Source organism: Candidatus Neomarinimicrobiota bacterium (assembly GCA_018651745.1).
Taxonomy (GTDB): domain Bacteria; phylum Fidelibacterota; class Marinisomatia; order Marinisomatales; family TCS55; genus JAAZYX01.
The window spans coordinates 1-25,071 of sequence record JABIDL010000022.1 but is presented as its reverse complement, the minus strand read 5'-3'; the positions used below and the strand labels follow the sequence as shown (position 1 = coordinate 25,071).

Below are 25,071 nucleotides of genomic sequence, written 5' to 3'. Positions count from 1 at the left end.
AGGAACAGCTTCATGAAACATTTTACAAATATCATTTTTTGTCTGTTTGTGACTGTGCATCTAGGCGCGCAGGGACCGTGGCAATTGACGGGACGATCTCACTCAGAGTTGGATTGGTTCACGCTTGAGACAGATCATTACAATGTGCATTATCATAATGGAATTGAAGACATCGCAGAGCGCGGTGCGTCCATTGCTGAACAAGTTTGGCCGCTATTGTTAGAACAGCTCGATATGGATACAATCCCGCGGATTGATATTATTTTTACCACTCAGGATGAGATAATGAATGGATATGCGTTGTGGACGTATCAAACTTTTATCTGGGTGGATCAAAATGATGCTGCTCTTTGGCTTGAAGACGATAAATGGTTGTTCCAAGTTTTATCCCATGAACTGCAACATATTGTGTTGCTTCATGGTGCGAGATCGTGGGTTCCGGAACCTTTTGGCTCTTTTATTATTTCCGGGATGCCCGGCTGGTTTGTGGAGGGTACTGCAGAATATTATACAGAACGCTGGCGTCCGTGGCGCGCGGATATTTCTCATAAATATCATGTAATGACCAACAAGATGGATTCAATGGATCCGCATCATGATGGATTTTCTAAAATGAAATACTGGTCGGACAGATTTGGCGATTCTACTATTGCGAAAACGCTTCATTATAGAAACGATTGGAAAATATTTGATTTTGAAGAAGGATTCAAAAAAGCAACAAGTGTGGATTTGGATCAGTTTGAAGAAGATTGGCGACGGCACATGAACACCTATTATTATGGTTACCGAAGCCAAAAGGAATCGCTTGATGAAGTAGGAACAATTACATCATTACCCATTATGAAAGCAGTAAGATATGTTTTATCCCCGGATAGTCTCAGAATTGCAATTACCGGTTACGATAATGAAGATCAATTGGATATGTCTTTATACATTGCCACTCGAGATACCTCAAAACCGGATACAAGTAGTTTTGAATTATTTTTTACGAATCTTTTTGGAGACGATGAAGACACCACCGAAACTGCTTCTAATCCAAAACCTATTTATGATCTCGAAGAAATTGATTATGGCGCAATGCATTCGGCAATAAGTTGGTCACCAGATAGCAAAGAATTAACGTATGCAAAATATCATTTTAGTGATTATCAATCTATTGTGTGGGATATCCGTGTGGTTGAGATTGAAACAGGCAAAGGTCGGTGGATTACCGAATCTATGAGAGCGAGTCACCCTGCCTGGTCGCCCGATGGTGAGAAAATTGCATTAGTTGCGCACCAAAACAACATAAGCAATTTGTACACTATTAATACGGATGGAACTGGTCAAAAAAAGCTGACTGATTTTAATAATGACACTCAAATTATGTCTCTTGCTTGGTCGCCAGATGGGAATTCAATTGCTATGGCAAAGGCGGGGCCGGACGGGAATATGGATATTTATACTCATTCAATCGCTACCGGAGAAATGTCCCGAGTTACGGATAATCCATCTGTAGATTATCTTCCGATCTGGCATCCGGACGGAAAACAAATTACATTTACGTCCCACCGCGGATCTACACCAAACCTTCATACAGTTGATCTTACGAGTGGGAATCAGATTCAAAATACGGATGTTGCCGACGCATTGTGGGGAGTGCAGTGGGTTCCCGGTGGTGATAAAATATTTGCTCGAACCATTGGCGATGTGGATTCCAATCGCGTGATAGAAGTGGACCCGTCACGTGAAAGCACCACAACTCCACTAACCATGAGAGATGAATTCACCCGTTGGCGTACCACTATGCCGCCAATTGTATTAGATGAAGTGGATGTATCCATTCCGCCATCCATAAACCGTAATGAGCCGTACAAGTTTTACAAGAACATCAAACATTTCATGAGTTTTGCCTTACCATTCCCGGATGGTTCTAGTTTTGGAATTACGTCTTTTACAGATGGGACAGGCCGCCATTTATTTCAAGGAACTGTTGTGTATGACTGGTCTGGCGGAACAAAACCGGCGTACGGACTTGCTTACATCAATGCGGAACACGGACCGGTGTGGTCACTTGTGTATAATCACAATTTCCGGTGGGATATTCGGGAATACGACAAAAGCAAATCGGGTCTTCGTGAAACTTTGGATGGGGTCATTTTTAATATGACTGTTCCATACAATTTTGGAGACAACCTAAGTTCATCCCATTTCTTTGGTGTTAGCCTTGAAATGCACAACAGGCAGGCGGCCATTGGAGACAGCCTCAATCCCGAAACGGGTGAAATCTTGCAAACTTCAACCTTTGGGTTTACAGATTTGCCCATGCCAGAAAGCGGGAAGGAAGGAATTGTTTCCTTACAGTATGCATGGCTCAATCGCCGGCCGAATGCTTCGAACATTTTTCTGCCGAAACAGGGATTTGGACTTTTAACGCGACTCGACATCGCCAACAAAGCATTCTTAAGCGATTTTGATTACCAGCGAGTTACATTAGATGCATTTGTAAATGTACCGCTCGGACCGACGGCCCTTTTTCTCCGCACGAAAGGAATGGCAATGTTTGGAGATCCGCCCGCGCAGGATACGCTTGCACTCACAAAAGATAATTCTTTATACTTTCCCGGAGGAAGAACATCTTTGATGGGAGGGGCGGTTTCATTTCCAGAAACGCATAATATCCGCGGTTGGGATGGAGTAAGGATGGGGAATAAACTGATATTTGGTACTGCAGAATTTAGGTTTCCATTTATTTCAGAACTTCCGATTAATGTCCTTGGATTTACTTTAGGATCAATGACCGGCGCTTTGTTTACGGACTTTGGGAATGTGTGGGTGGATGAACAAACAGATTTAATTACAACCGCGGGATACGAACTAAAGGTTGCCCTCAAATTAGGGTCTGCTCCCATTTTTATATTTGGTATTGGTGAAGCACAACGTATTAGCGAATGGCAGGATGGAAATAATCCAAATTATTATGCAAGGCTGTCTCTTATTAATCCCTTTTAAGATTCCTTCAAATGTGCTCTGATTTTGGCTTCCACTTTTTCTGGCGTGAATCCGAATTTTTCGGCTAAAATATTTCCCGGTGCGGATGCGCCAAAATGATCAATTCCTATCGATAGGCCATGATCGCCAACAAAACGCTCCCACCCAAATGTGGTACCCGCCTCCATTGAAACTTTCACAGATCCTTGCGGAGGAATGACAGCCTGTTTGTATTCTTGTGGTTGTTGCATGAACAATTTCCAACACGGCAGACTAACAATTCTAATCCGTATATCTTCCATTCGTTTTGCGGTTGACATTGCTAACGAAACTTCGGAGCCGGTAGCGATAAAAATGAGTTCCGGCTGACCATTGCAATCTCGATAAATATATCCGCCTTTTTCTATTCCAGTTTTGATTATGTCCATGGAGTGGTTAGAAACAGGAACGCCTTGACGAGTTAAAAGCAGTGCAGATGGTGCTGACAAATGTAGAGATTTTTCAAAACAGGCTACTGTTTCTTTTGCATCTGCTGGTCTGAAAACATAAAAATCCGGGATAGTCCGCAAAGCCATAGCATGTTCAATGGGCTGATGCGTGGGGCCATCTTCTCCCACATAAAAGGAATCATGTGTAAACTCGTGGATAGCTCTAATTTTTTGGATTGCTCCCAGTCTTAGCGCCGGACGTGAATAATCGGCGAATACTAAAAAAGTTCCGCCAAAGGGAATGACTCCGCCATGGAGACTTAATCCATTCATAATAGCTGCCATCGGAAATTCCCGTACCCCAAAAGCAAAATTTCTTCCTCCGGGATTTTCTTTCAAAAAATCACCATACGTTTGTGCAAAATTTCCGGTATAGTTTGAAGGTTCTAGATCTGCAGAACCACCCACCAAATGCGGAAGTTGCTTGGCAAACTCATCCAAAGTTGACCCAAATGCTTTCCGCGTTGCCACCGAACTTCCGGCTTCAAACTGCGGATAATTCAATTCAGGCAGTTCATCCAGAACTGTCATTTCCCACAAAGATTTGAAAGCTTCATTATTTTCCGCGTCGGATAATAATGATTTCCAATTCGATATATTTTCTCTTAGATCATTAAATCGAGATTGAAAATGGTTGATGCATTCTTGAGGCGCATAAAAAGAATCAGGAGGAAGCCGTAGCTTTTCTTTCGAAGCGTCAATTTCTTCTTGCGGGAGTGGTGCGCCATGCGTTTCATGATTTTTTTCCATAGTGGCGGTGCTGTGGGCCATTATTGTATTTCCAATAATGAGGCTGGGCTTTTCTCTAACGTGTCCTATTTCAATAGCATTCCGTATGGCCTGATGATTGTGACCGTCAATAATTTCTACATGCCAATTTAACCCTTCAAATACTGTTGCAATATTTGTGGAATCAGAGCGTTCAGTATTTCCGGAAATCTGAGCCTGATTGGAATCATAATACATGATAAGTTTTGAAAGTCCCCAATGCCCGGCCAACGCAGCAGCCCCCAATGCGACAGGTTCCTGTAAATCGCCATCCCCGCAGAGAACATAGGTAAAATGATCACTTAATTTTTCTGCATCATTCGTTTGCGCTTTGAATAATTCACAAAGCATTGTTTCTGCGATGGCCATACCAGCGCCCATGCATACTCCTTGCCCCAAGGGACCGGTCGTTGCCTCAACTCCTTTTAATTCAACCTCCGGATGACCGGGGGTTTTACTATTGAGTTGGCGGAAATTTTTTAAATCTTCCATTTCAAGCCAACCTAAAAAAAGCAGGTTAGCATATAACAACATCGATTCATGACCGGCTGATAAAACAAAACGGTCCCGATTGAACCAAGAATCATCATCCGGGTCAAAATTCAGATATTCTTTAAAAAGGATGTAGGTAAAATCTGCGGAAGACAGCGGTCCTCCCGAATGGCCGGAATTCGCGTTGCGAACCCCATCAAGCACGAGCATTTTAATTACATTTACAGTGAATTGATCTTGTTCTTCTTGTGACCAATCATTAAAAGAATTGAGTTCTTTAAATGATCTCATGATTACCTAATTGATAAAATGATTTAATAACCTGGATTGGATCTTTTGCGCCAAACACTTCGGATCCTGCAACAAGAATATCTGCCCCCGCATTCAGGATTTCTTTTGCATTATGAAGTTTGACGCCGCCATCTACCTCGATCTTGACTTGATCTTGAATACCTTTTTGAATAAGAATTTTTCGAATGTTTGCAATGCGCTCCGATGATCCATTGAGATAACCTTGTCCGCCAAAGCCGGGTTCTACGCTCATTACTAAAATAAGATCAACTTTATCAAGCCATGGTTCTATATCGGAAACGGGCGTATTGGGTTTAAGAGAAATGCCGACTTTTTTACCACAGGATTTTATCTGGTTAATGACGTGGTCCGGGTTTTCTGATGCTTCGATATGAAATGTGATATTGTCTGCACCGGCCGAAGCAAAAGGTTCTACCAAACTTTCCGGATTGATGACCATCATATGAACATCAAAAAACAGTTGAGAGTGGGGCCGAAGTTTCTTAAGGATAGGCGGACCTAGCGTAAGATTAGGAACAAACTGATTATCCATGACATCAATATGAATCCAATGAGCACCGCCTGTATCGCACAGTTCTAAAGCAGATCGGAAATCAGAGAAATCTGCCGATAAAATAGAAGGCGCAAGTTTAAAATCCGAAGTCATGAGGGAATCGAAGTTAGCTTTTGAACAAACCCATTATCAATGAATAATCAAGTAAAGACTTCGTTAAACACTTTTGGGGGGAAAGCTGTAAAAATACGAAAGCCGTCCAAACCATTGGTACGGCTTTTAATGCTCATATCCGCTTTGTTGCTACCTCGGCATTTAGTATGTCGAAGGGGAAGAGGGAAACTATGTTTTCAATTCTTTCAAATGTTCCCTGCCTTAATGGTGTAAATATACATCTATAAACCAATGCGTCAAGTCTTGTAATTAAGAAATTTTAACTTTTTACCATCCGAGACCTTTACGAAAGGCCGCCGCTTCTGGAATGTATTTCTCAGTCTTGACGAATGGAGAAGCAGTACAGGTTAAAAAACTGATCCTGATGAAATAAAGCTTTGGTTCGCTCAAAGAGTTTTGTCATTCCGAACCGAAGCGTGAGGAATCTTCACCAGTAAAGCGAGCTCTTCTATTCTAGATTCATCCTCGTCCCGCTGGGACTCGCTCGGAGTGACTGCGGCAATCTCCAACCATTATTTCTAGCTGGGATTTTGGTGACAAAACGCAGCAAAGAGAATGGATGAAATCCACGATCAGGAATGATCATGGCACAATTAATGTGGGGGAATTGAAAAGGGCAATTCATGATTTGTCCTTACATTCCTCAAAGAGTTAAACTTCAAACCCGATGATAAAACAATTAAAACGAATTGGTTTATGTATTATCCTAGTATCGCTTGGATGGTCGCAAAACCAAGATTTCTATGTTCTAATGATTTCCATGGACGGTTTTCGTGCAGATTATTTGGACAGGACAGACACGCCAAACTTTGACAAGCTTGCCAATGACGGTGTTAAAGCGAAGAGTCTGAAACCGATTTTTGTTTCTAAAACGTTCCCCAATCATTATAGTCTTGCAACCGGTATGTATGCGGAAAACCATGGTTTAATAGGGAATTCGTTTTATGCTCCGGATTTAGGCGAACATTATTCTATCAGAGATCGATCTAAAGTGGAAGATGGCAGGTTTTATGGTGGTGAGCCTATTTGGATGACAGCGGAAAATCAGGGACTCAAAGCGGCATCATTTTATTGGGTCGGTTCAGAAGCCAAAGGACAACGACCGTCTATTTGGAAGCGGTATGATCAAAAAGTAACTTTTGAAGCTAGGGTGGACTCTGTAATGAAATGGTTTTTGTTGCCGGATCAAGATCGTCCGCGACTTATTATGCTGTATTTTCATGAACCGGATTGGACTGGCCACGGCGAGGGGCCAAAAAGTTCAAACACATTAAAAAAAGTACAGGAAATGGACGCAGTACTAGGAAGCATTCTAAAGAAAGCCGCTCAACTTCCGATAGCGGATAAATTAAATATTATTGTTACAAGTGATCACGGCATGGCAGAAGTCAGCGAAGAAAAGATGCTCGATATTTCTAAGCTTGCAGATCTTACAAATGTGCAAGTAGAAGGCTCCGGCCCAAAAATGTTTATATCCTCAGATTCTGAGAAAGAGCTAAACTCAGTTTATTCAAAACTCCAAACCATTCCGCATATGCAAGTATTCTATAAAAAGGACATTCCGGACCGCTGGCATTACCGTGACCACGTTCGTATTCCTGATATTTTGGTGGTTGCCGATGAAGGATGGTGGATTAAGCCATTGGGTAGAAATTCCTATCCAAAAGGTGATCATGGCTATGACAATGAATTAAAAAGTATGCACGCTATTTTTGTCGCAGATGGACCCGCGTTCAAAGATGGATACCTCAGGGAAACATTTGCGAATATTCATGTGTATCCGCTAGTGGCGCACATTTTGGGGTTAACGCCCTACGATGGAATTGATGGCAACTTGGATGCCGTTCGGGATTTATTAAGGGAATAAATTGTAACTCACCCCCGGATCCTCTCTTAAGGAGAGAGGGGAGTGACACCTAAAGTTGGAAATCCTAAAACTGTTTTATGGTTCCCCTTATCTTGAAAGAGAAGGGGTCAGGGGATGAGTTGTTAGTTTTAAAAACTGTAGAAACGCAGTCCGACTGAAAAGAATATTCCTTCAGCTCTAACTGTCGGGTTACCGAGCGGATGATCCGGATTCCATTTCCCTGAATAGGTTTTTGATTCATCCTCCTCATCCTCCGCCTGTTCAGTGTACTGCCAATTTCGCCCACCGGCACTTGATATTACCCAATCAGCAGAACAAACAAGATCAATGTTTTTTGTCATCATGATAGAAGTTTGAATCCCCACCATGGGATAAAAAAGTCCGGCAGTAACCCGATTGTTTTCATCGTCATGCCGAAAAACAAGTTTTCCCTCAACGGATACAACTCCGCCAATCCGAATACGGGATGACTGAATGAGATTGGCGTGAAACCCTCCTCCACCCGAAAATGTGAAGTCTAGATTGTCTCGGCTATCCTTGATATTTCCAATTCCGAAATTGAAAAAACCGCCAAAACGACGAAGCGACCGGATGGATCCTACAAATTCAATATCAAAATCACCGGTAGTTTGCCCATAATCAAATTTGAATCCGGTTGCATTTAAAAAGGCCATGCGTTCCAGCGCTTCGAAACCCGGCTCAATCTTACCCCACTTTCGTACGACAACCGCTCGGCTGGCGTCTCCGCTAACATCCACAACCTGTACCATAGCAACCGATTTTCCGGGTACGATGATTTCTTTTCCTCTTATCGTCCGCTTCGTTCCCAAACTATTAATTTCGTAAACAGACCCGTTTTCGATTCCCATATCTGAACCGAGATAAAGCAAAACATTATCTCCGTCAACTTCTAGAATCTCGGAAGTCAGTAGAAACATTTTTCTAAGTTCTCTGCTGATCGCGCGACGGACTTTATTCATTGCCTGGGTAAGAGATTTTCCACGATTCCCGCCGGTATGTTCTACATCAAAATATTTTGAATCTAAAGTTTGCCCCGTTTCTAAATCGAGTTTGGTAATCGTGAAGTTGATCACCGTTTGCATATTGTTGGCGTAGCGTTCTTTTTCTTTTGATTCTGAAGAAGCTTTCGCGATGGCAATAACAGCATCAAAAAAGTTTGCACCTTTTTCATCACCATCATCGTCATCTTGGTCTTTTGGAGGCACACCCTTCTGACTATAATGAGTCATATTCACAGTCAATGCATCTTTAGCGCCGGCTAATTGACCAAACTTGACCATATCGGAATCATTCACAACACCGCTCATCTGAATTGCTTGTTCATTGAGGATGGATACCATTTGTGTTCTATCTATCACAATGTAGCGCTTCATACTTCCGGCCTGAGTCGCCAAAATTGCCGTTATTTTATTGACCGGTGCTTTTGGGTTGTCCGTGTACTCGGATGGAAGGATCAGAAGTCGCTGACGTTCTTCTGTAATATCAGCGGCAACTTTGTCCTGAGATAAACCAAAAGAATGCAGGGCAATAAGAATGTAGAAAATGCGTTTCATAAAAGATTCAAAGTTACACCGGTGAGAATTCTATGGAGGTGATGAATATCACAAACCCCAGTTTAATGATCCTTTCCAACCAATGGAAATAGAAAAAGAAAGGGCCTGTAATTGATCGCTGGAATGGTACCATTCTTTTTCGGCGCCAGCAATGAGCCTCAATCCATTTTTAAAAGATTTCAGCATTTCAAATTCAATAAGCGTTCGGGAAAGATCTGAAGTTTCTCTATCGCCAATTTGGTAAAATGTTTCAATTTCAAGTGAGGCGGAAGCAAAAGCAAACTCATGGTCCCAAAAAATTCCGCCTTTCCCATAAGATGTTTTTTCAGAATTATTCAGATAGTCAGATACGTCAGCAGCATAACCCAATTCAGAATTAATGTGGCCATTTCCATAAGACGTCACAAAAAATCCGAGCCCCTGATTTACATGGTATTGTAGGTTGAGCCCTGTTCGCGTGTTTTGCCGATATGAAACGGTTGAAAAAGAATACATCTTCGAGAATGAATGATATTTTTGGCTGGTTTTATATCGGATGTACATAAATGATTCACCACCCGACAAATCCATACCCCAAAGCCTAAGATCTCTGTATGTGAATTCAGAAGTTCGCTTCAGCCTGTAATACAGGGTAATACCGGAATTGGATTCAGACCTCACGCCGCCGCCGCGTATGTATTGCTTCCACGCTATGGTCGAATCCTGGTGGCTGTACAGTATTGACATCGTAGCCAAAAGTAACGCTATCTGTTTCATTGTTTAATTTTCCTGCCGCTTTTCATCAATAAAACTGCAGCAAGTGTAAACAAACTTGTCATGAGCGCTGCCATGAAAAAACTAAGCTCTGGCGATGAATCCGATACGCCCAGAATTGTGTAGCGCATTCCATTTATCATATAATAGATCGGATTTACGAAACTCAAGGACTGCGCCCATTCCGGTAACATTTGGATTGAATAGAAAATTCCTCCGAGAAAACTGAGTGGCGTCAGGAAAAAATTCTGAAGCATGGCAAGATTATCCCATGAATCTGATAGTTGCCCGAGTAATAGTCCTAAACTTGCAAATGCCCAAGAAACCATAAATAAAAACATAAGCGTAAGCGGAATGCTGTGGATTGGAAGATCAATGAGAAATACACCAAGGATAACTACCAGCACTCCGTTAACGAATCCGCGAGTAGCCCCGCCCACAATATAAGCCAAGGAAACCTCCAAGCTAGAAAGGGGAGCCGTTAATATATCCGGGAGTTGTTGTAGTAGTTTCATCTGCAGCATAGAAGATGAAGTATTGGCAGTTGCATTAGTTATAGTGTTCATCATAGCGAGTCCGGGAAGAATAAACAAAGTGTATGGAATTCCTTCGCCGTCAATGGATATTTCTCGGATTCTACGCTCGAGGGTAAAGCCAAAAATCATGATATAAAGTCCGGAAGAAATCAATCCGGGAATAACGGTTTGCCTGTACACAGAAAAAAACCGCCCGACTTCCCGTTTCATGAGTGTCCACATGCCAATCCAATTCATTACACATTCACCTTTTAATTTCTTCCTCGGTTTGTAAGGAATACTGGACAGATCGGAAGCCGAGGCAGGTTGGTATAGAAATGTTAGGTTTCATGCGTGTTGAATTTTCCTACAACTAGCAGGGAAAGTCAAGAATAGGCTTTGATTAAAACAATTCAATTTGCGCATTGTTATTCATTTTTAAATCCCTGTTTTAATCTTATGTGGAATCCTCTTAATTCCTCCAATGTGGGGGATACACCGTGTCCGACTTTCGGCGGAAGGGGGTGATAAAATATCGAATCAATAACAATTTCAACTCTGGTATTGAGTAATATTATTTAAGATTGACTATTTTTTTCCTGAATGTCCGGAACCGGGCAATTATCACACTCGGGAGCTGACTCAGGTTTAAAAAACTGGCGGTAGAATTTTCGAATTACCGCAAGAAGCGCCACCACTCCAATAATTGCTACAATAATTGTCTGCCAATCCATCAACTAAAGCCCATCCACAAACCGCCTTGATATACCAATAGCGAAGCTAAGAAAGCCAAAATATTCATGTAAGCGATCATAAAAAATGGCCATTTCCAACTGTTAGTTTCCCTGCGAATGATGGCAAAGGTTGCCATACACTGAGCCGCATAGACGTAAAATACCATCAGGCTTAAAGCAACCAATGGCGAAAAAACGGCTTTACCTGTTATCGGATTAATATCATTTTTCATCGCAACAGAAAGTTGAACAACATTTTCATCGCTGTCTTCTACATTATAAATAGTAGCTAAGGTGCTTACCACAACTTCTCGGGCCGCAAAAGATGTAATTAATGCAATTCCTACTTTCCAATCAAAGCCAAGCGGTTTAATCAATGGTTCGATAGAGTGACCAATTTTCCCTGCATAACTAGTGTGAATCGTACCGGGATTGCCATGAATATCTGTTTTCGGGAAAGACGCTAAAAACCAAAGAACGATGGAAATTGCCATAATAATTTTCCCCGCATTGAGAATAAATAATTTTCCCCGATTAAATACCTGTCTGAATACGGAACTCAAAATTGGCACACGATATGGTGGCATTTCCATCACAAAGGACGATTTGCCCTCTACTTTTATCCACGAGCTGAATATTTTCGCTAAAATCAACGCGGTAATTGTTCCTAAAAAATACATAATAACCATTGTTAATCCCTGCAATCCAAAAATATATCCCACCGTTATAGATGGAATAAAGGCGCCAATCATCAACGCATAAACCGGCAATCTTGCACTGCAACTCATGAGGGGAAGAATGAGCATGGTGATTAATCGTTCTTTCCAGCTATCAATGGTCCGGGTGGACATAATCCCCGGGATCGCACATGCGTAACCACTCATCAAGGGTAAAACTGATCGTCCATGTAAACCTACCTTAGACATTACCCGATCGAGCATAAATGCCACTCTTGCCATATAACCTGAATCTTCCAAAATGATTAAAAAGAACATCAGAATTAAAATCTGAGGTAAAAATATAACGATCGCCCCCACGCCGGCTAAAACACCATCTACCAGAAGATCACGCAGAATCCCTTTAGGTAAAACGGATACCACGAGTTGACTAAAATGGCTAACGCCCGACTCAATCCAATCCATTGGTGAAGTTGACCAACTGAAAATGGCTTGAAAGATAAAATATAGCAATCCTGTAAATATGAGTGGTCCAAACCATTTATGGGTTAGAACAGAATCTATTTTTTCACTTTGGGACCGCGTATCAATTTGCTGCAAACCCTCGGTTTGAACATCAGCAAGGTTTTGATCTAGCCACTGATAGCGCAACGTCGCTTCTAGAGTGCGGTGTGGTACATTTTCTTTTTCCAAGTTGCTAAGTGCGGATTGTCTCAGATTGTGTAATTGCTCAAGAAGCTCAGGATCAATTTGCTGGCTGTTCAAATATACCTGACCATAAATATCTAAAGTTGATTTCCGGGTAACAAGTCTTAATGCCTGTCCTGTGGACAAACGAGTAGAATAACCTAATTTATTTTGAAATATATTTGAAATTGGTTTCAAGATAGGGTCCAGTTTCGGGCCTATTTCCAGAGGAAAAGGATCGGTAGAAGCTTGGTGATTACTGGTGACGGTTTTAAGTACATCGCATAATTCTTTGATGCCCCATTTTTCTAATGCTGACATTGGAACAACTCCTGCTGCACCTAACTGGTTTTGCAAAACGGAAGGGGAAATGGTATGCCCATTTTGCTTTACCAAATCCATCATATTTAGCGCGACTACAACCGGAATTCCTAAATCTAACAGCTGAGTTGTGAGATAAAGATTGCGGCTCAAATTTGATGCATCCACCACGGAAATAATTGCTGCAGGAGGGTTATTGCCGTGTATCCACTGTATAACCTGTTCGGTAATAATTCGCTCATCAAAGGATTCCGGTGTTAGGCTGTAAGTTCCCGGCAAGTCCAGCAGGTTGTAAGCTGATCCATCATTAAATTTTCCTTGCCCAAGTTTTTTTTCGACCGTGACGCCCGGGTAATTTGACACCTTCTGACTCATCCCAGTCAGCAAATTAAATAGGGCTGTTTTCCCGGAGTTTGGGTTGCCGATCAATGCAATCCATGGCGTTGTCTGATGGTTTATATTGGAACTCATGATTCAATAATAATATTTAATGCATCTTGTTTTCGAATAGATACATAGTAGTTCCGGACTTTTAATTCAATTGCTCCGCCCATGGGGGCAATCGTTACAAGGCGCAACTCGGTGCCAGGTAAAATGCCCATTTCAACTAATCTGGACTGCAATTCCAAATCACCGGAAAATGATTTGACAATAGCTTTGTCGCCTGGATTTAAATGTCCAATGGTCATGGGTTTATTTTAATATAGTATTAATCTAATGAGACTGAGTCTCAAATATAAATACAATCAATAAAGAGGTACAAAATGAATTTGGTTTAGACATAAGGTATATATTCTGTAAAATAATCGATGAATTTTATAAAAAGAGCCAAAGTGAATATCAAATTATATTAAATAGGATCTTCTTCGTGGATGCCTTTGCCCGTGAGGGAGAGGAAGACATCCTCTAAGGAAGATTGCTCTGCTTTTACAGAATTAATATGACAGTTTTCTCCAGCGAGAATTGAAATGATTTGTGGAAGCACTTCTTCAGGATCACCTACTGTAAAATGAAGCCGTCCCTCTTCGTGAGTGTAATTATAATCTGAAAGCTTTGTCGTAAGGTTGTCGCTCCAGCCCGAAAAATGAATGGTAATGCCTGCTTTCCCGAGGCTCTGTGTCAATGTTTTTGGGGAACCCTCCTTTATAATTTTTCCGTTATGTATAATGGCAACATTTTCGCACAGCATTTCCGCTTCCTCAATGTAATGAGTGGTGAGGAGAATCGTTTTTCCGGCTTTATGCAATTCGCTGAAATATTCCCACAATTCGTGGCGTAGTTCAACATCCACTCCAGCAGTTGGTTCGTCAAGAATCAAAATTTTTGGATCATGAATGAGTGCTTTCGCAAGCTGAAATCGTCGTTTCATCCCACCGGAAAGCTGCCGCAGTCTCGATCCTTTTTTTTCAGTTAACCCAAGGCGATCAATGAGTTCATCTACCCGAGGTTTTGCAATTTGGGGTGAAATACCAAAATATCCGGCTTGAAAATAGAGCAGTTTTTCAATCGGGAAAAACCAGTCCGAAGGTATTTCTTGTGCAGCGGTTCCAATTTGCGCTCGCGTGAATCGGTAGTCTTTAATGGTATCTTTCCCAAAGACCTCCGTTATGCCATTGTCCTTAATAACAAGCCCGGTAAGGATATTGATGGTAGTGGTTTTTCCGGCGCCGTTTGGTCCAAGCAGACCGTAGAATTCTCCCTCACCTATAGTTAAGTCTACTCCGCGTAATGCTTCTGATCCGTTATACGATTTTTTCAGCTCATTGATTTGAATAGCTGGATTCATTATTAATTGATGTCAAATCCAATATTCATTTCAAACGGATTCGGGAAATCAAATCCTTCCACGTTGGGGAAGTGAACAACGGAAGAAATGTAAGGCCAGGGAATCAAAACAGACGCCTCAACCGATTTTGATTTCTTTTTTTTGCCTACCGGTGATGGAATGTTGATCCCGGGATGTAACACCCACACGCCGAAATCATCGTATCCCAGCACTTTTGCGTATATTTTATTTTGATCAATACCAAGTTCCTTGAGTGGCTCGTGATTGTCCAGCACAAGCAGAACAACATCATCTATTATATTTTCTAGCTTCATCATGATTATTTTCCTTTATTATTTTCCTTAGAATTTAGGCAGCGATCCGTTAATGTGAAGGAATGATCCTATACACCGCTCCGCTATAATCCACGATCAAAAGTTCACCATCCTCATCTTCTCCAAACGATGAAATATATGTAGTGTAGTCACCGCCGCCTAAAGCAATTTCATCTGTTCGGTTTGAAAAATGTTTCGGGATCCCCTTGTCCAGATCAAATGTCCAGATATTGCCGGAACAATAATCTGCAAAAAAGTATGTTCCGTTCAACTGTGGCATTGTTTTTCCTCGGTAAACATACCCTCCGGTTACCGAACAACCATCAACTTCGGGTTCATCCATTCCGGTGATCACGCGCATATAATTTGCGTCATTTGGATATTCCAGAATCGGTTTCACAAATTCGCTTTCATCGCAATCCGTCTCCGGATTATAGCAGTGATTGCCTTCCATTATCCGCCAACCATAATTTTCTCCTCCCGTGCTTTCTGCGGGTTGGAAATTGATTTCTTCCCATTTATCCTGACCGACATCTCCCATATATAAATCGCCGGTTTTTCTGTCGAAAGAAAACCGCCAAACATTGCGGAGGCCGGTTGACCAGATTTCAGGCCGTACATTGTTCAAGTATTTAAATGGATTGTTTTCAGGAATTCCAAAAGAGTTCCCCAAATCAACATCAATTCTCAACATTGACCCAAATAAGGTTTCCGGATTTTGAGCATGATTAAACGGGTCGCCACCATCCCCGCCATCGCCAATAGAAATATACAGGAATCCATCTTTTGGGCTGAAACCCAAATGACCGCCGTTATGGTTTGGGAATGGTTGCTTCAACGTAAGCAAGATAATTTCAGATTGTGGGTTAGCTTTAAGCGGATTTTCCGAAATTTGAAAGCGGGAAATATGTGTTACGTCATGCTCATCTACATAATTGACAAATAGGAATCCATTCTGTTTGTACTCTGGGTGAAAAGCGATACCCAAAAGACCCCGCTCATCATGTGGCGGCAGTGGATAATGAACTCGCCCTGTTATATCTAAAAATGGATTTTTAAGCGTTTTACCATTTTTAGCGAGTTTAATAACACCCTTTTGTTCAAGGACGATGATATATCCGGGACGACCGGGAAGTGCTGTGGCGTAAACGGGTTTTGAAAATCCGTCAGCAACCAATTCAGAGGTCAGTTCTTCTCCTTTTGCGAACAGCATTAAGGATAGGAATAGAAATATTTTTATCATAATTGATTACCTTATTTTCTTAAAAATTATTCAAATCATTATACAAAAGATCATCAAAGTCTCTTGACTTTGAGGTCCTATGTAATCATCACTAAAAATTCTTCTTCCGTTAAAACCTTAATTCCAAGTTTCTCTGCTTTTTTCTTTTTACTTCCGGATCCCGGACCGGCTACGACAAAATCTGTTTTTTTACTTACCGACCCACTAACTCGTCCACTGAGATTTTCTATGGCATTTTTTGCTTTATTTCTAGTCATTGATTCAAGAGAGCCGGTAAAAACAAAAGATTTTCCATCCAGTATTCCTCGAGCCTGGAATGAAAGTTTCTCTAATTTAATTCCCAGATTAAAACAGGCATTTACCACAGTTTTGTTTTGTTCATCATTCCAAAAATTCACTATGGTTTCTGCAACGATTGGTCCAATCTCATCAATTGCTTCTAGATCGTCCAGTTCAGCTGACATGAACGACTCCATATCACCACGATATGCTTTTTCTAATACGTTCGCAACATGTTCGCCAACATTACGAATGCCAAGCGCATATACAAATCGGTGAAAATTGGTTTGTTTAGAAGATTCCAATGAAGCTAAAATATTCTGAGCAGATTTCTCACCCATGCGATCTAATTCCGACATTTGAATTTCCGTAAGATGGTAGAGCGTATCAATTGATGAAACCAATTTTTCATCTACAAGTTGGTTTACCAGTTTTTCACCAAGACCATCTATATCCATAGCATTTTTTGATACGAAGTGCTGAATCCTTCGTTTCACTTGAGCAGGACAGGATAGATTTTGGCATCGCGCTACTGCCTCACCTTCCGGACGGTAAACTGTATGGTTGCATTCCGGGCAGGATGTAGGAAGGGTGTAGCGTAATGTTTTATTGGGACGTTTATTTTTGATGACTTGAACAATTTTTGGAATCACATCTCCCGCCCGCTGAATGAGAACTGTATCACCGATGCGAATGTCTTTTCGATCAATTTCGTCTTGATTATGCAGTGTAGCATGTGCAACGGTTACTCCGCCGACCACAACCGGGTTGAGTGTGGCGACTGGCGTAACGGCGCCGGTACGCCCCAAGGATGCAATGATATCCTTCACAATGGTTGTTACTTGCTGGGCTTTGAATTTCCCGGCGATTGCCCACCGTGGAGTTCTACTGCGTATTCCGAGATCATTCTGAAATGTTAGGTTATTGACTTTAAAAACGGTTCCATCAATTTCGTATGGAAGGTTTTCCCGCATTGATTCAAGTTTACGATGGTAGTTCAAAACAGCATCTATCCCCGCCATAACTTCAATTTCCGGATTTACCGGAAGTCCCCACGTTTTTATTTGTTTAAGAAAATCTATTTGTGTTTCGAAAGATTCGCCTTCGATAAATCCAGGCTGATAACAATAAATAGAAAGACGGCGACTAGCGGTGATAGCAGAATCTAATTGGCGAAGGCTTCCTGCAGCGGCATTGCGCGGGTTTGCAAATCTTTCTTTTCCTGATGCTTCCTGCGCTTGATTAAGTTTCTCAAAATCGAGGTTACTAATGAAAATTTCTCCACGAATTTCGAGGATAGATGGAAGATGATTATCGCTACCACGTAGTTTTAAGGGAATTCCACGGATTGTTTTCAGGTTTTGAGTGATATCTTCTCCAACCACGCCATTTCCGCGAGTAGATCCAGATACGAAGTGTCCATTTTCGTAAACCAACTCAACGGCAACTCCATCAAGTTTTGGTTCCGCAGCGTATTCTACCCAATCCAACTCCAACCCTTTTTTCATTCGATTGTCAAATGCCTTCAACTCATCTTCATCCATACCATTTTGAAGCGATAGCATGGGAATTCGGTGTGTCACATTTCCAAAGGATGAGAGCGGTTCTGCGCCAACGCGCTGGGTAGGCGATTCCGGAGACACGAGGTGGGGATTTGCATTTTCTAATTCTTGCAATTCACGGAAAAGAACATCCCACTCTGAATCAGAAATAATGGGATCGTCTAATACATAATACCGGTAATTATGATCATCCAATTCTTTCCGAAGTTTTTCAATTTTCAATTTTGTGTTGATCATTGTTTTGATTTCAGTTTTGCTTTGTAGTATTTAACTGGATCCAGAAAGGGCTTTTTAATTGGGGAAAGCATTCCATTTTCATCAAGTGGTTCTGCATATATAGAAAAATCCTTTAGTGTTACAATAAAGAAATACTCCAGTTGTATTCCGGGAATAATATTTGGATCGAATAAATATCGATACCGTCCGCGAAAATATCCCAAATGAATTTCCTGCCAAATGTTTGTGGAATTTGTTCGAAAATAAAGTCGAACCGATTCGAGCGTTTCTTTATCAAATTCTACAAAAAGGTCAATATGCTGCGGGCGGTTAGTAAATAATACTTCAGGTTCTGTATGGAAAACGCTCGATGTGTTTAAATAAGTTTGCGTGAAAAACGAATCCGGAGAAAAGGATGAATCTGATTGCCAGATAGTTCCGGCTATGAGTAGAGGCAGGAATCCCAGCACTGTATTATGATATTAATTGAGAGATATTAATGTTGAAAAGTGGCGCTGTAGGAAAGGTCTCACTCATTACATTTCCTTAAAAGTAATGCACTCCTTCCACCACTTTTCATATGAGATGCGCTTATGAACAAAGCAATTCAGTGTACATTTTGCTTTCCCTACGCACACTTCTGGATTTTTACCCCGCACATCGTAATGCATCACAACAACGAACTCCTTAAATCTCTTTTTTGCGTATTGTCCCATTGTAGTGAGGGCTGAATAGGCAAAACTCAAATCATCATTTGAACGATTTCTATCTGCTTTAATGTCCACGCGGTACACTCTTCCCGTTCTGGTTTTATAAATAGAAACGCCTAGCAATTTCGGTGCGGTATGGTTCCGCGTGAAATAATGGGGCGTCATCGCCTTGAGTTGATCATCGCTGAATTTTGGTCCGGCTGTTGCAAATGCGCTGATCAGAATTATTGGTAATATTTTTCTCATAATTAATCTCTATTCTTTGATTTGAAAATGATCCAGATAATCAATAGTACAAGTACTGTAATCCCTAAAATTACTGCTTGAATCTGTCTCTGGGAATAGACAATTGATTTCGCTTGAATTCTATAATCGTCGTTTAAGAATGCGTCCAATCCAAATGACCATTGAAGCGTATCGCCCAAGACACTATCAGCATTGTGTGTGGTTAATAGTCCAGGCAAAAAAACATGAAGCTTAATTCCGTCATCAGATAGTCCACTAGTAACGCGAAGTCCTTTTTCAAAAGGCGCCATTGCCTTCGATAGACTTTGAAGATAATTTTGTGAAATATCCCCAATAAAAGGGCTAAAAGCTTTTCGGAGAAAATCCTGATCTAATTCTTCAAATAAATCCTTTTCCTTTATGTGCGTAAAATATCCCCGCATATGATTTTGCAATCGCTCTACCAAATCCGGATCAATGGCGGTGTCTTCATGTAATTGAAGGGTTTCCATCCCGCGAGATACGATATAAGTCAATACTTCTGAAATCCATTGTGTTGAATCAGAGAAAACGCCGGTAATCTGCTTTGCAAATTCAGGGTATTTTTGGAAGGCTTTCCTTCCGGAAAATATATAATCCACTTTATATTGTGTGGCAATCCATCCATCTGTTTTTTCAACTTGTATTGTATGGTTTAAAGGAATAAATGATTTTATAACTGAAGGGAATTCCTGTATCCCGGACAACAGCCCATGGGTGATTTGTATCCAAGTATCATTTTCACCGTTTTCCTCTTTCATTGAAGATTGTGACCAATTTTCACCTACAGGGTGTGGGAAATCATCATTAAAAATATCAGACGAATCTCCTCTGGAGTGAAATCGCATGGTATAATGGGCATCTGGCAATACGCGAATTGTGATGGTTGTTTCCACGCATTGGATGCTTATAAACCAAAGCAGTACTAATCCAAGAAGTGAATTATTTAACTTCATCACTGTGAATATAATCATAAAGCTTCGGGAAGAAAACTATACACAAACTGCCTGTCAATACACCAGCAATAGTATCGATAGGGTAATGGTATAGGTTAGCAAAGGTGGAAAATAAAACACCCGCACAGAATAGATAGATTGGTATTTTCCATTTGGGGAACATTCTTGCGCCAAAAATAGATACAACAAGAACAGCTGCTGAATGCAAGCTTGGAAATGCACCTCCACCTTTATCCACATTGTAATAAATGAAATCCATGATTGGAATAAATAGAATCCCATCCGGAATGAGTTCTGTTCTCAAGTGTATTGGTCCCGCTGATGGAAAAAGAACCACTCCCCACTGGTGAATGCACATACATAAAATAAGTGTGAATAAATAAGTATCTACTAACCGTCTTTGAGATCGATATGCAAGCATGGCAAATAAACCCAAGCTCACATAGTAGAAAAAATAAATACCATGGAAAAATTCTTTCCAGAACAAACTTAAAGACACCGCAATGCGACGGTAAACCTGCTCACCAAATAACGCCGTGTCCCATTGAATAAGAATGGGATCAAGATCTTGAGGAATGACGGTAAATCTTAACAAACAAACCTGTGGGTATAACCAAATCAATAGAAAAACGGGATAAAAAAGATGCACAAATTCAATGGCAGAATTTTTGGATGTGCGGTCAACCTTGGCTAATAGAAAGATCCCAGCAAAAATTAATAAATTTATTCCGATGTGAATTTTCCACGCTGAAAAATTTGAGGCTGTAGCAAATATATGAAAAGACAACAGCCCCAAATAAATAAGGAGTGTTACATCTACTAGATTGAAAATTCTTTTCATTTTAACTTTTAATGGCAAACTTGGTCAGTCATTTAAACTAAACTTACTCAATTAATAGGAATAATGATGCAAAATCAACTCCGTTTTCTAATCATATTAATCCTTAGCGTATCCAGATTCAACGCGCAGGAAATCACGTTGGATTCATGTGATTCTTGGATCAATTCCAATGCTCCTGCATTTTTTCAAAAATATTTTGATTGCGCCGATATTACTGTGAATGATGATTATATCGTTATCCATACTGATGGTAATCCGCCGCATCAAAGCTGGTATTACCCAAGCAGCCATCCAAATTATATACTTTTTGTGTCTCAAGGCGATGGATATTTTTTGAATCCAAACACGATTGCCGGGCAGGACTTCAATTTATCTATTCCACGCAATCCTGTCTCTTTAGGAATAACGATTGATGCGAGTCTTGTGGACGGCAATGTAAATTCAAGCAGTTTTGAATATCCAATGGGATTAGCAGGCATTGCATTGGATGGCGTGGCGCTATTTAATCCTCTGGCAGCTCCCCAACACGATATTGCCGAGGAAAAATTTTCATTTGATTATTATAATGCACATCCGACGAACAACGGCATGTATCACTATCACACATCAACAAAAGGCCCATTGGAAGTTTTAGAAAATATAGGACTAATTACCAACGCTTTGCCGGATTCAGCTGAAATTGAAGTTTACGGGATTATGTGTGATGGAACGATTGTCTTAGGCTGTACTGAATTAAATGGAAGCACTCCTGTGGCTGATGATTTTGATGCCCAAAATGGACATGTTCATGATTTGATGGATGAAGATAGTGTCACACATTTTGTCGATCGCTACCATACTCACTTATGCCCCGGGGACTACAGTTATGATTATACTCCTGAAATTAGATATTACAATACCTGTTACCGGGAAGTATTGAGTTTGACAGACGAGTGGATTCCAAACGAATATTCTGTATATCAGAATTATCCGAATCCTTTTAATCCAACCACAACAATCTATTATGATTTACCAGAACAGACCGATGTGGAAATCACCGTACATGATATGATTGGTCGTAATGTCAGAACCCTTATAAATCAAAATCAAAGTGCCGGGATGAAATCAGTATTTTGGGATGCCAGAGATGCAAACGGAAACCAGCTTTCTTCCGGTATATATATTTATCGGGTGTCAGCAGGTTCTTTTACAGCTACAAAAAAAATGGTGCTGTTAAAATGAATGTGGTTTTTTCTATTAAATCAGAAAGTTATCCTAAGCGATGTTTGCAAAATCCGCACAATGAGAAGCGCATCGGCACCTCCAACGGTTCCGGCAGGATTGAAATTTCCTGTCATGACATTGGACTGCATAATACCGCGCTCGCTACATAAAGCCATTGCATTGTATGCCGGATGGCTGCTGGGAACATCGCTAAACCGTGAAGGGTTTTCCCCAAAGTACCGTGTTTCCAAGCTTGCATCACGGGTTGCAACAACCAAAAGTCGTTGAACGGCCATAGCATAATTGGCCCGATCAACCACATCGTTCGGATAAAAATTTCCGTCAGGGAATGGATCTAAAATACCATAACGAATCATATCTTTCACCCACGCTTCCGCCCAGTGACCGCGTGCATCGGTTGGCGTTGATATTGATGATTGTTCTGCCATTTGTGATGGAGTTTGGAATCCTGAGTTTTGCTTTGGTAACCGAGAAATCAATTCGCCAATCTTCAATTCTTCTGCAAAAATAACTGCCATGTCTGCGCGGGATATTTGTTCTTGAAGCGCAACTTTTTTACCGGCTGGAGTCCCCGGCATTGCTCTTACAATTTTTTGGGATCTCTGCCATTGGTGGTCTGCTTTTCCGGCATATTCGCCCTTAAAACTAACCACTCGTCGGAAATACGACTCAGCGACTGAAAAATCATAATGATACAAATGTGCTACACCGAACCAGTATAAAGCGCCTTCATGATTTTCATCTCGTTTTAAGGCTTTTTCAAGAAATTTTTCTGCTTTATTAAACCATTTTTTTTCAGAATGTCTCATAGTTATCCAGACTCGCGCACTTAAAGCTAGAGCTTCAGGATCTTTCTTACCTTTGCTTCCGCATTTTCCTGCATAACTTTTTGCTTCACTATAATTACCAAGATGAGCGTGAGCGAGTCCTAATCCACCGTATCCAATTGCAAATTTCTTATCGAGATCCACTGATCGTTGGAAAGATTTAATGGCCTGTTGGTAATCACCATTATCCACAGCACGCATACCGGACTTATAGTGATATTCTGGTGTATCGACGTCGCTTTCTGGCTTGGTGCTACAGCCTGCAAGCATGAGTAGGGAAAGAACGGGTAAGGCAAAGAATAAATGTTTTTTCATGAGAAATTCCTCTCGTTGGTTCGTTCGAAACGAAAATTTAGGCGTAATTTTGGTTAAATGAAACACTCTTACATCCCAGGTTGATGTAGATCACATGACCCAATGTTTATCATTGCATCCTTAGAGAGATATAGATAATTTACTCTACTTTCATGCATCAACAGAGAAAGAAAGGGCATATGAGGAATTTTCGAATATTTATATTAGCAGTTTATCTAATGATTACGACGGGCTCACCGTTGATGTCTCAGACTGCAAAAGGAACCGGATACGGGCAGACAAAAGATGCTGCTATCGATCAAGCCAAGCGCGATGCTGTAGAAGTTGGGCTTGGTGCATTTATATCCTCGGAAACTGAAGTGACAGCAACTTCTTTTTCTGACAATATTTACTCCAAAGCACAAGGCTTTGTAAAAACATTTGAGGTGCTTTCTGAAGCCAAAGGACCGGATGGTTTGTGGGAGGTTACCATTGAAGCGCAAGTAACTCAAATTTTGGATCAAGTGATGCAAGATGAGATGGCACTCCAAACATTACTGACGAGTATGAACCGCCCCAGGATCATTTTTCTTGTGAAAGAAGATAATCTTATTGATCAGGTTGGGACGGATTTTGCCGAAACGCAACTATTGAAAATGTTTTATGATAAAGGATTTGATGTTGTCGATCGTCAACTGATTGCAGCATTGAAGGGGAAGTCGGATTATGATCAGGCATTGGCGGGGAATGTTGCAGCAGCGGCAAAAATCGCAAGCCAACTCGGCGCTGAAATATTGGTTTTAGGAACCGCAAAAATTTCTTCTGGCGGAAAAGTTAAATTTGGGAAAAGAGAATCAAATATGTATTCTGGTCAGGCAGATATAAACGGAAAAATAATTCGAGTGGATACCGGTGAAATTCTGGCGGTTGTTCCACAGGCACGCGGTAAAAAAGTACACATTTCAGAATCAACGGCCGGGATTAATGCCGTAAACGCTGCCGCACAAGTTCTCGGAGGTGATATTATTCGTCAGTTGATTGAAAAGTGGAGCACCCAGCAATCCAATTTCATCAAGGTATATCTTGTACTGAAAAATGTAGATTTTGGATCTTATATGGCGTTTGAATCATTCCTAAAAGCGCAAACGGTACCAGGAATTAGGAACGCCTACGCAAAAAGTTTAGATGATGGTGTTGCAGAATATGAAATAGAATTTGAGGGAAAAGCTGTAAACCTAGCGATGGGATTAAGTCAGACCTCACCAGATGGTCTCAGCTTTAAAATAACCGGCATGACCGGAAACCGCTTAACAGGGGAAATTGTTCAGTAGAGGAGGACAAAATGATTAGAATTTTTACTACCGTTATTATAACATCATTTTTAGCTGGACAAGGATTTGTCGGTCAGCAATTTGACAATGGATCCATCAATTATTCAGATCGGAAGATCCAAGCAACCGGTATTGGCGCCATTCCTGATATTGCACTGACCAACGCTGCGCAGGCTCGCCGAGCGGCATTACGAATTGCCAAAGTAGATGCTATGAGGAACCTCGTAGAAATTGTAAACGGAATAACTGTGGATAGTGAAACCACAATGAGTGATGCCATGTTTGATGATGTAATCAAAACAAAGGTCCGAGGAATGATTCGCGGTGCGGTGCAGGTTGGCGATGTTAAATATCTAAGTGATACATCTATCGAAGTTGTCTATGAAGTTCCCATGAGCG

At 41.1% G+C, this 25,071-nt stretch carries 22 protein-coding genes; 5 read left to right on the top strand and 17 right to left on the bottom strand.

The genetic code is table 11. The annotated features are described in order from the left end of the window. Nucleotides 1–12: 12 nt before the first annotated feature. Nucleotides 13–2,991, top strand: a complete 2,979-nt coding sequence (locus tag HOD97_03635; protein MBT4280693.1) for a BamA/TamA family outer membrane protein — start codon at nt 13–15, stop codon at nt 2,989–2,991. Here HOD97_03635 and tkt read toward each other — a convergent pair. Together tkt and rpe are read right to left on the bottom strand one after the other, a co-directional pair. Continuing rightward, nucleotides 2,988–5,009, bottom strand: a complete 2,022-nt coding sequence (tkt, locus tag HOD97_03630) for a transketolase (GenBank protein MBT4280692.1) — start codon at nt 5,007–5,009, stop codon at nt 2,988–2,990. The genes HOD97_03635 and tkt overlap by 4 nt on opposite strands. Next, on the bottom strand, nt 4,996–5,676 hold the full coding sequence (rpe, locus tag HOD97_03625; protein ID MBT4280691.1) for a ribulose-phosphate 3-epimerase: 681 nt from the start codon (nt 5,674–5,676) through the stop codon (nt 4,996–4,998). The genes tkt and rpe overlap by 14 nt, the downstream gene beginning before the upstream one ends. A gap of 688 nt (nt 5,677–6,364) precedes the next feature. Between rpe and HOD97_03620 the strand changes: the two genes are divergently transcribed. Next, nucleotides 6,365–7,564, top strand: a complete 1,200-nt coding sequence (locus tag HOD97_03620; GenBank protein ID MBT4280690.1) for an alkaline phosphatase family protein — start codon at nt 6,365–6,367, stop codon at nt 7,562–7,564. 128 nt (nt 7,565–7,692) lie between these two features. On the opposite strand, the gene HOD97_03615 is transcribed toward HOD97_03620, so the two are convergent. The 14 genes from HOD97_03615 to HOD97_03550 form a co-directional block, all read right to left on the bottom strand. Then, the gene (locus HOD97_03615; GenBank protein ID MBT4280689.1) at nt 7,693–9,138 is read right to left on the bottom strand and encodes a hypothetical protein; all 1,446 of its coding nucleotides are present in this window, start codon (nt 9,136–9,138) and stop codon (nt 7,693–7,695) included. Nucleotides 9,139–9,186: 48 nt separating this feature from the next. Continuing rightward, nucleotides 9,187–9,894, bottom strand: a complete 708-nt coding sequence (locus tag HOD97_03610; protein MBT4280688.1) for a hypothetical protein — start codon at nt 9,892–9,894, stop codon at nt 9,187–9,189. Continuing rightward, nucleotides 9,891–10,664 (bottom strand): ABC transporter permease, encoded by a 774-nt coding sequence (locus tag HOD97_03605; GenBank protein ID MBT4280687.1) that lies wholly within the window; start codon nt 10,662–10,664, stop codon nt 9,891–9,893. Before HOD97_03605 ends, HOD97_03610 begins: the two co-directional genes overlap by 4 nt. Before the next feature lie 320 nt (nt 10,665–10,984). Continuing rightward, a complete protein-coding gene (locus HOD97_03600; protein MBT4280686.1) occupies nt 10,985–11,140 on the bottom strand; it encodes a FeoB-associated Cys-rich membrane protein in 156 nt (51 codons plus the stop codon). Then, the gene (feoB, locus tag HOD97_03595) at nt 11,140–13,296 is read right to left on the bottom strand and encodes a ferrous iron transport protein B (GenBank protein ID MBT4280685.1); all 2,157 of its coding nucleotides are present in this window, start codon (nt 13,294–13,296) and stop codon (nt 11,140–11,142) included. The genes HOD97_03600 and feoB overlap by 1 nt, the downstream gene beginning before the upstream one ends. Then, nucleotides 13,293–13,514, bottom strand: coding sequence for a ferrous iron transport protein A (locus HOD97_03590; GenBank protein MBT4280684.1), 222 nt, complete (start codon nt 13,512–13,514; stop codon nt 13,293–13,295). Before HOD97_03590 ends, feoB begins: the two co-directional genes overlap by 4 nt. Before the next feature lie 161 nt (nt 13,515–13,675). Further along, nucleotides 13,676–14,611 (bottom strand): ABC transporter ATP-binding protein, encoded by a 936-nt coding sequence (locus HOD97_03585; protein ID MBT4280683.1) that lies wholly within the window; start codon nt 14,609–14,611, stop codon nt 13,676–13,678. Nucleotides 14,612–14,613: 2 nt separating this feature from the next. Then, on the bottom strand, nt 14,614–14,928 hold the full coding sequence (locus HOD97_03580; GenBank protein MBT4280682.1) for a hypothetical protein: 315 nt from the start codon (nt 14,926–14,928) through the stop codon (nt 14,614–14,616). 46 nt (nt 14,929–14,974) lie between these two features. Further along, a complete protein-coding gene (locus HOD97_03575) occupies nt 14,975–16,168 on the bottom strand; it encodes a glucose dehydrogenase (protein ID MBT4280681.1) in 1,194 nt (397 codons plus the stop codon). Between the two features lie 77 nt (nt 16,169–16,245). Beyond that, nucleotides 16,246–18,246, bottom strand: coding sequence for an NAD-dependent DNA ligase LigA (gene ligA, locus HOD97_03570; protein MBT4280680.1), 2,001 nt, complete (start codon nt 18,244–18,246; stop codon nt 16,246–16,248). Beyond that, complete coding sequence (locus HOD97_03565) at nt 18,243–18,695, bottom strand: hypothetical protein (GenBank protein MBT4280679.1); 453 nt, start codon at nt 18,693–18,695, stop codon at nt 18,243–18,245. Before HOD97_03565 ends, ligA begins: the two co-directional genes overlap by 4 nt. A 66-nt stretch (nt 18,696–18,761) precedes the next feature. After that, entirely contained in the window at nt 18,762–19,181 is a 420-nt protein-coding gene (locus tag HOD97_03560; GenBank protein ID MBT4280678.1) for a hypothetical protein, read from the bottom strand. Nucleotides 19,182–19,183: 2 nt separating this feature from the next. Continuing rightward, a complete protein-coding gene (locus tag HOD97_03555; protein MBT4280677.1) occupies nt 19,184–20,173 on the bottom strand; it encodes a hypothetical protein in 990 nt (329 codons plus the stop codon). Further along, nucleotides 20,142–20,996 carry a phosphatase PAP2 family protein gene (locus tag HOD97_03550; GenBank protein ID MBT4280676.1) on the bottom strand — a complete coding sequence of 285 codons (855 nt, stop codon included), beginning with the start codon at nt 20,994–20,996 and terminating at the stop codon, nt 20,142–20,144. The genes HOD97_03555 and HOD97_03550 overlap by 32 nt, the downstream gene beginning before the upstream one ends. Nucleotides 20,997–21,059: 63 nt before the next feature. On the opposite strand from HOD97_03550, the gene HOD97_03545 reads away from it, so the two are divergent. Next, nucleotides 21,060–22,217: a T9SS type A sorting domain-containing protein gene (locus tag HOD97_03545; protein ID MBT4280675.1), complete on the top strand. Its 1,158-nt coding sequence runs from the start codon at nt 21,060–21,062 to the stop codon at nt 22,215–22,217. Between the two features lie 20 nt (nt 22,218–22,237). Here the strand turns inward: HOD97_03545 and HOD97_03540 are convergent, their stop codons facing one another. After that, nucleotides 22,238–23,362 carry a tetratricopeptide repeat protein gene (locus HOD97_03540; protein MBT4280674.1) on the bottom strand — a complete coding sequence of 375 codons (1,125 nt, stop codon included), beginning with the start codon at nt 23,360–23,362 and terminating at the stop codon, nt 22,238–22,240. Nucleotides 23,363–23,580: 218 nt separating this feature from the next. On the opposite strand from HOD97_03540, the gene HOD97_03535 reads away from it, so the two are divergent. Both HOD97_03535 and HOD97_03530 read left to right on the top strand, forming a co-directional pair. Then, nucleotides 23,581–24,672, top strand: a complete 1,092-nt coding sequence (locus HOD97_03535) for a hypothetical protein (protein ID MBT4280673.1) — start codon at nt 23,581–23,583, stop codon at nt 24,670–24,672. 11 nt (nt 24,673–24,683) lie between these two features. Further along, nucleotides 24,684–25,071: hypothetical protein (locus HOD97_03530; protein ID MBT4280672.1), on the top strand; the 388-nt coding region annotated here is incomplete at its 3' end.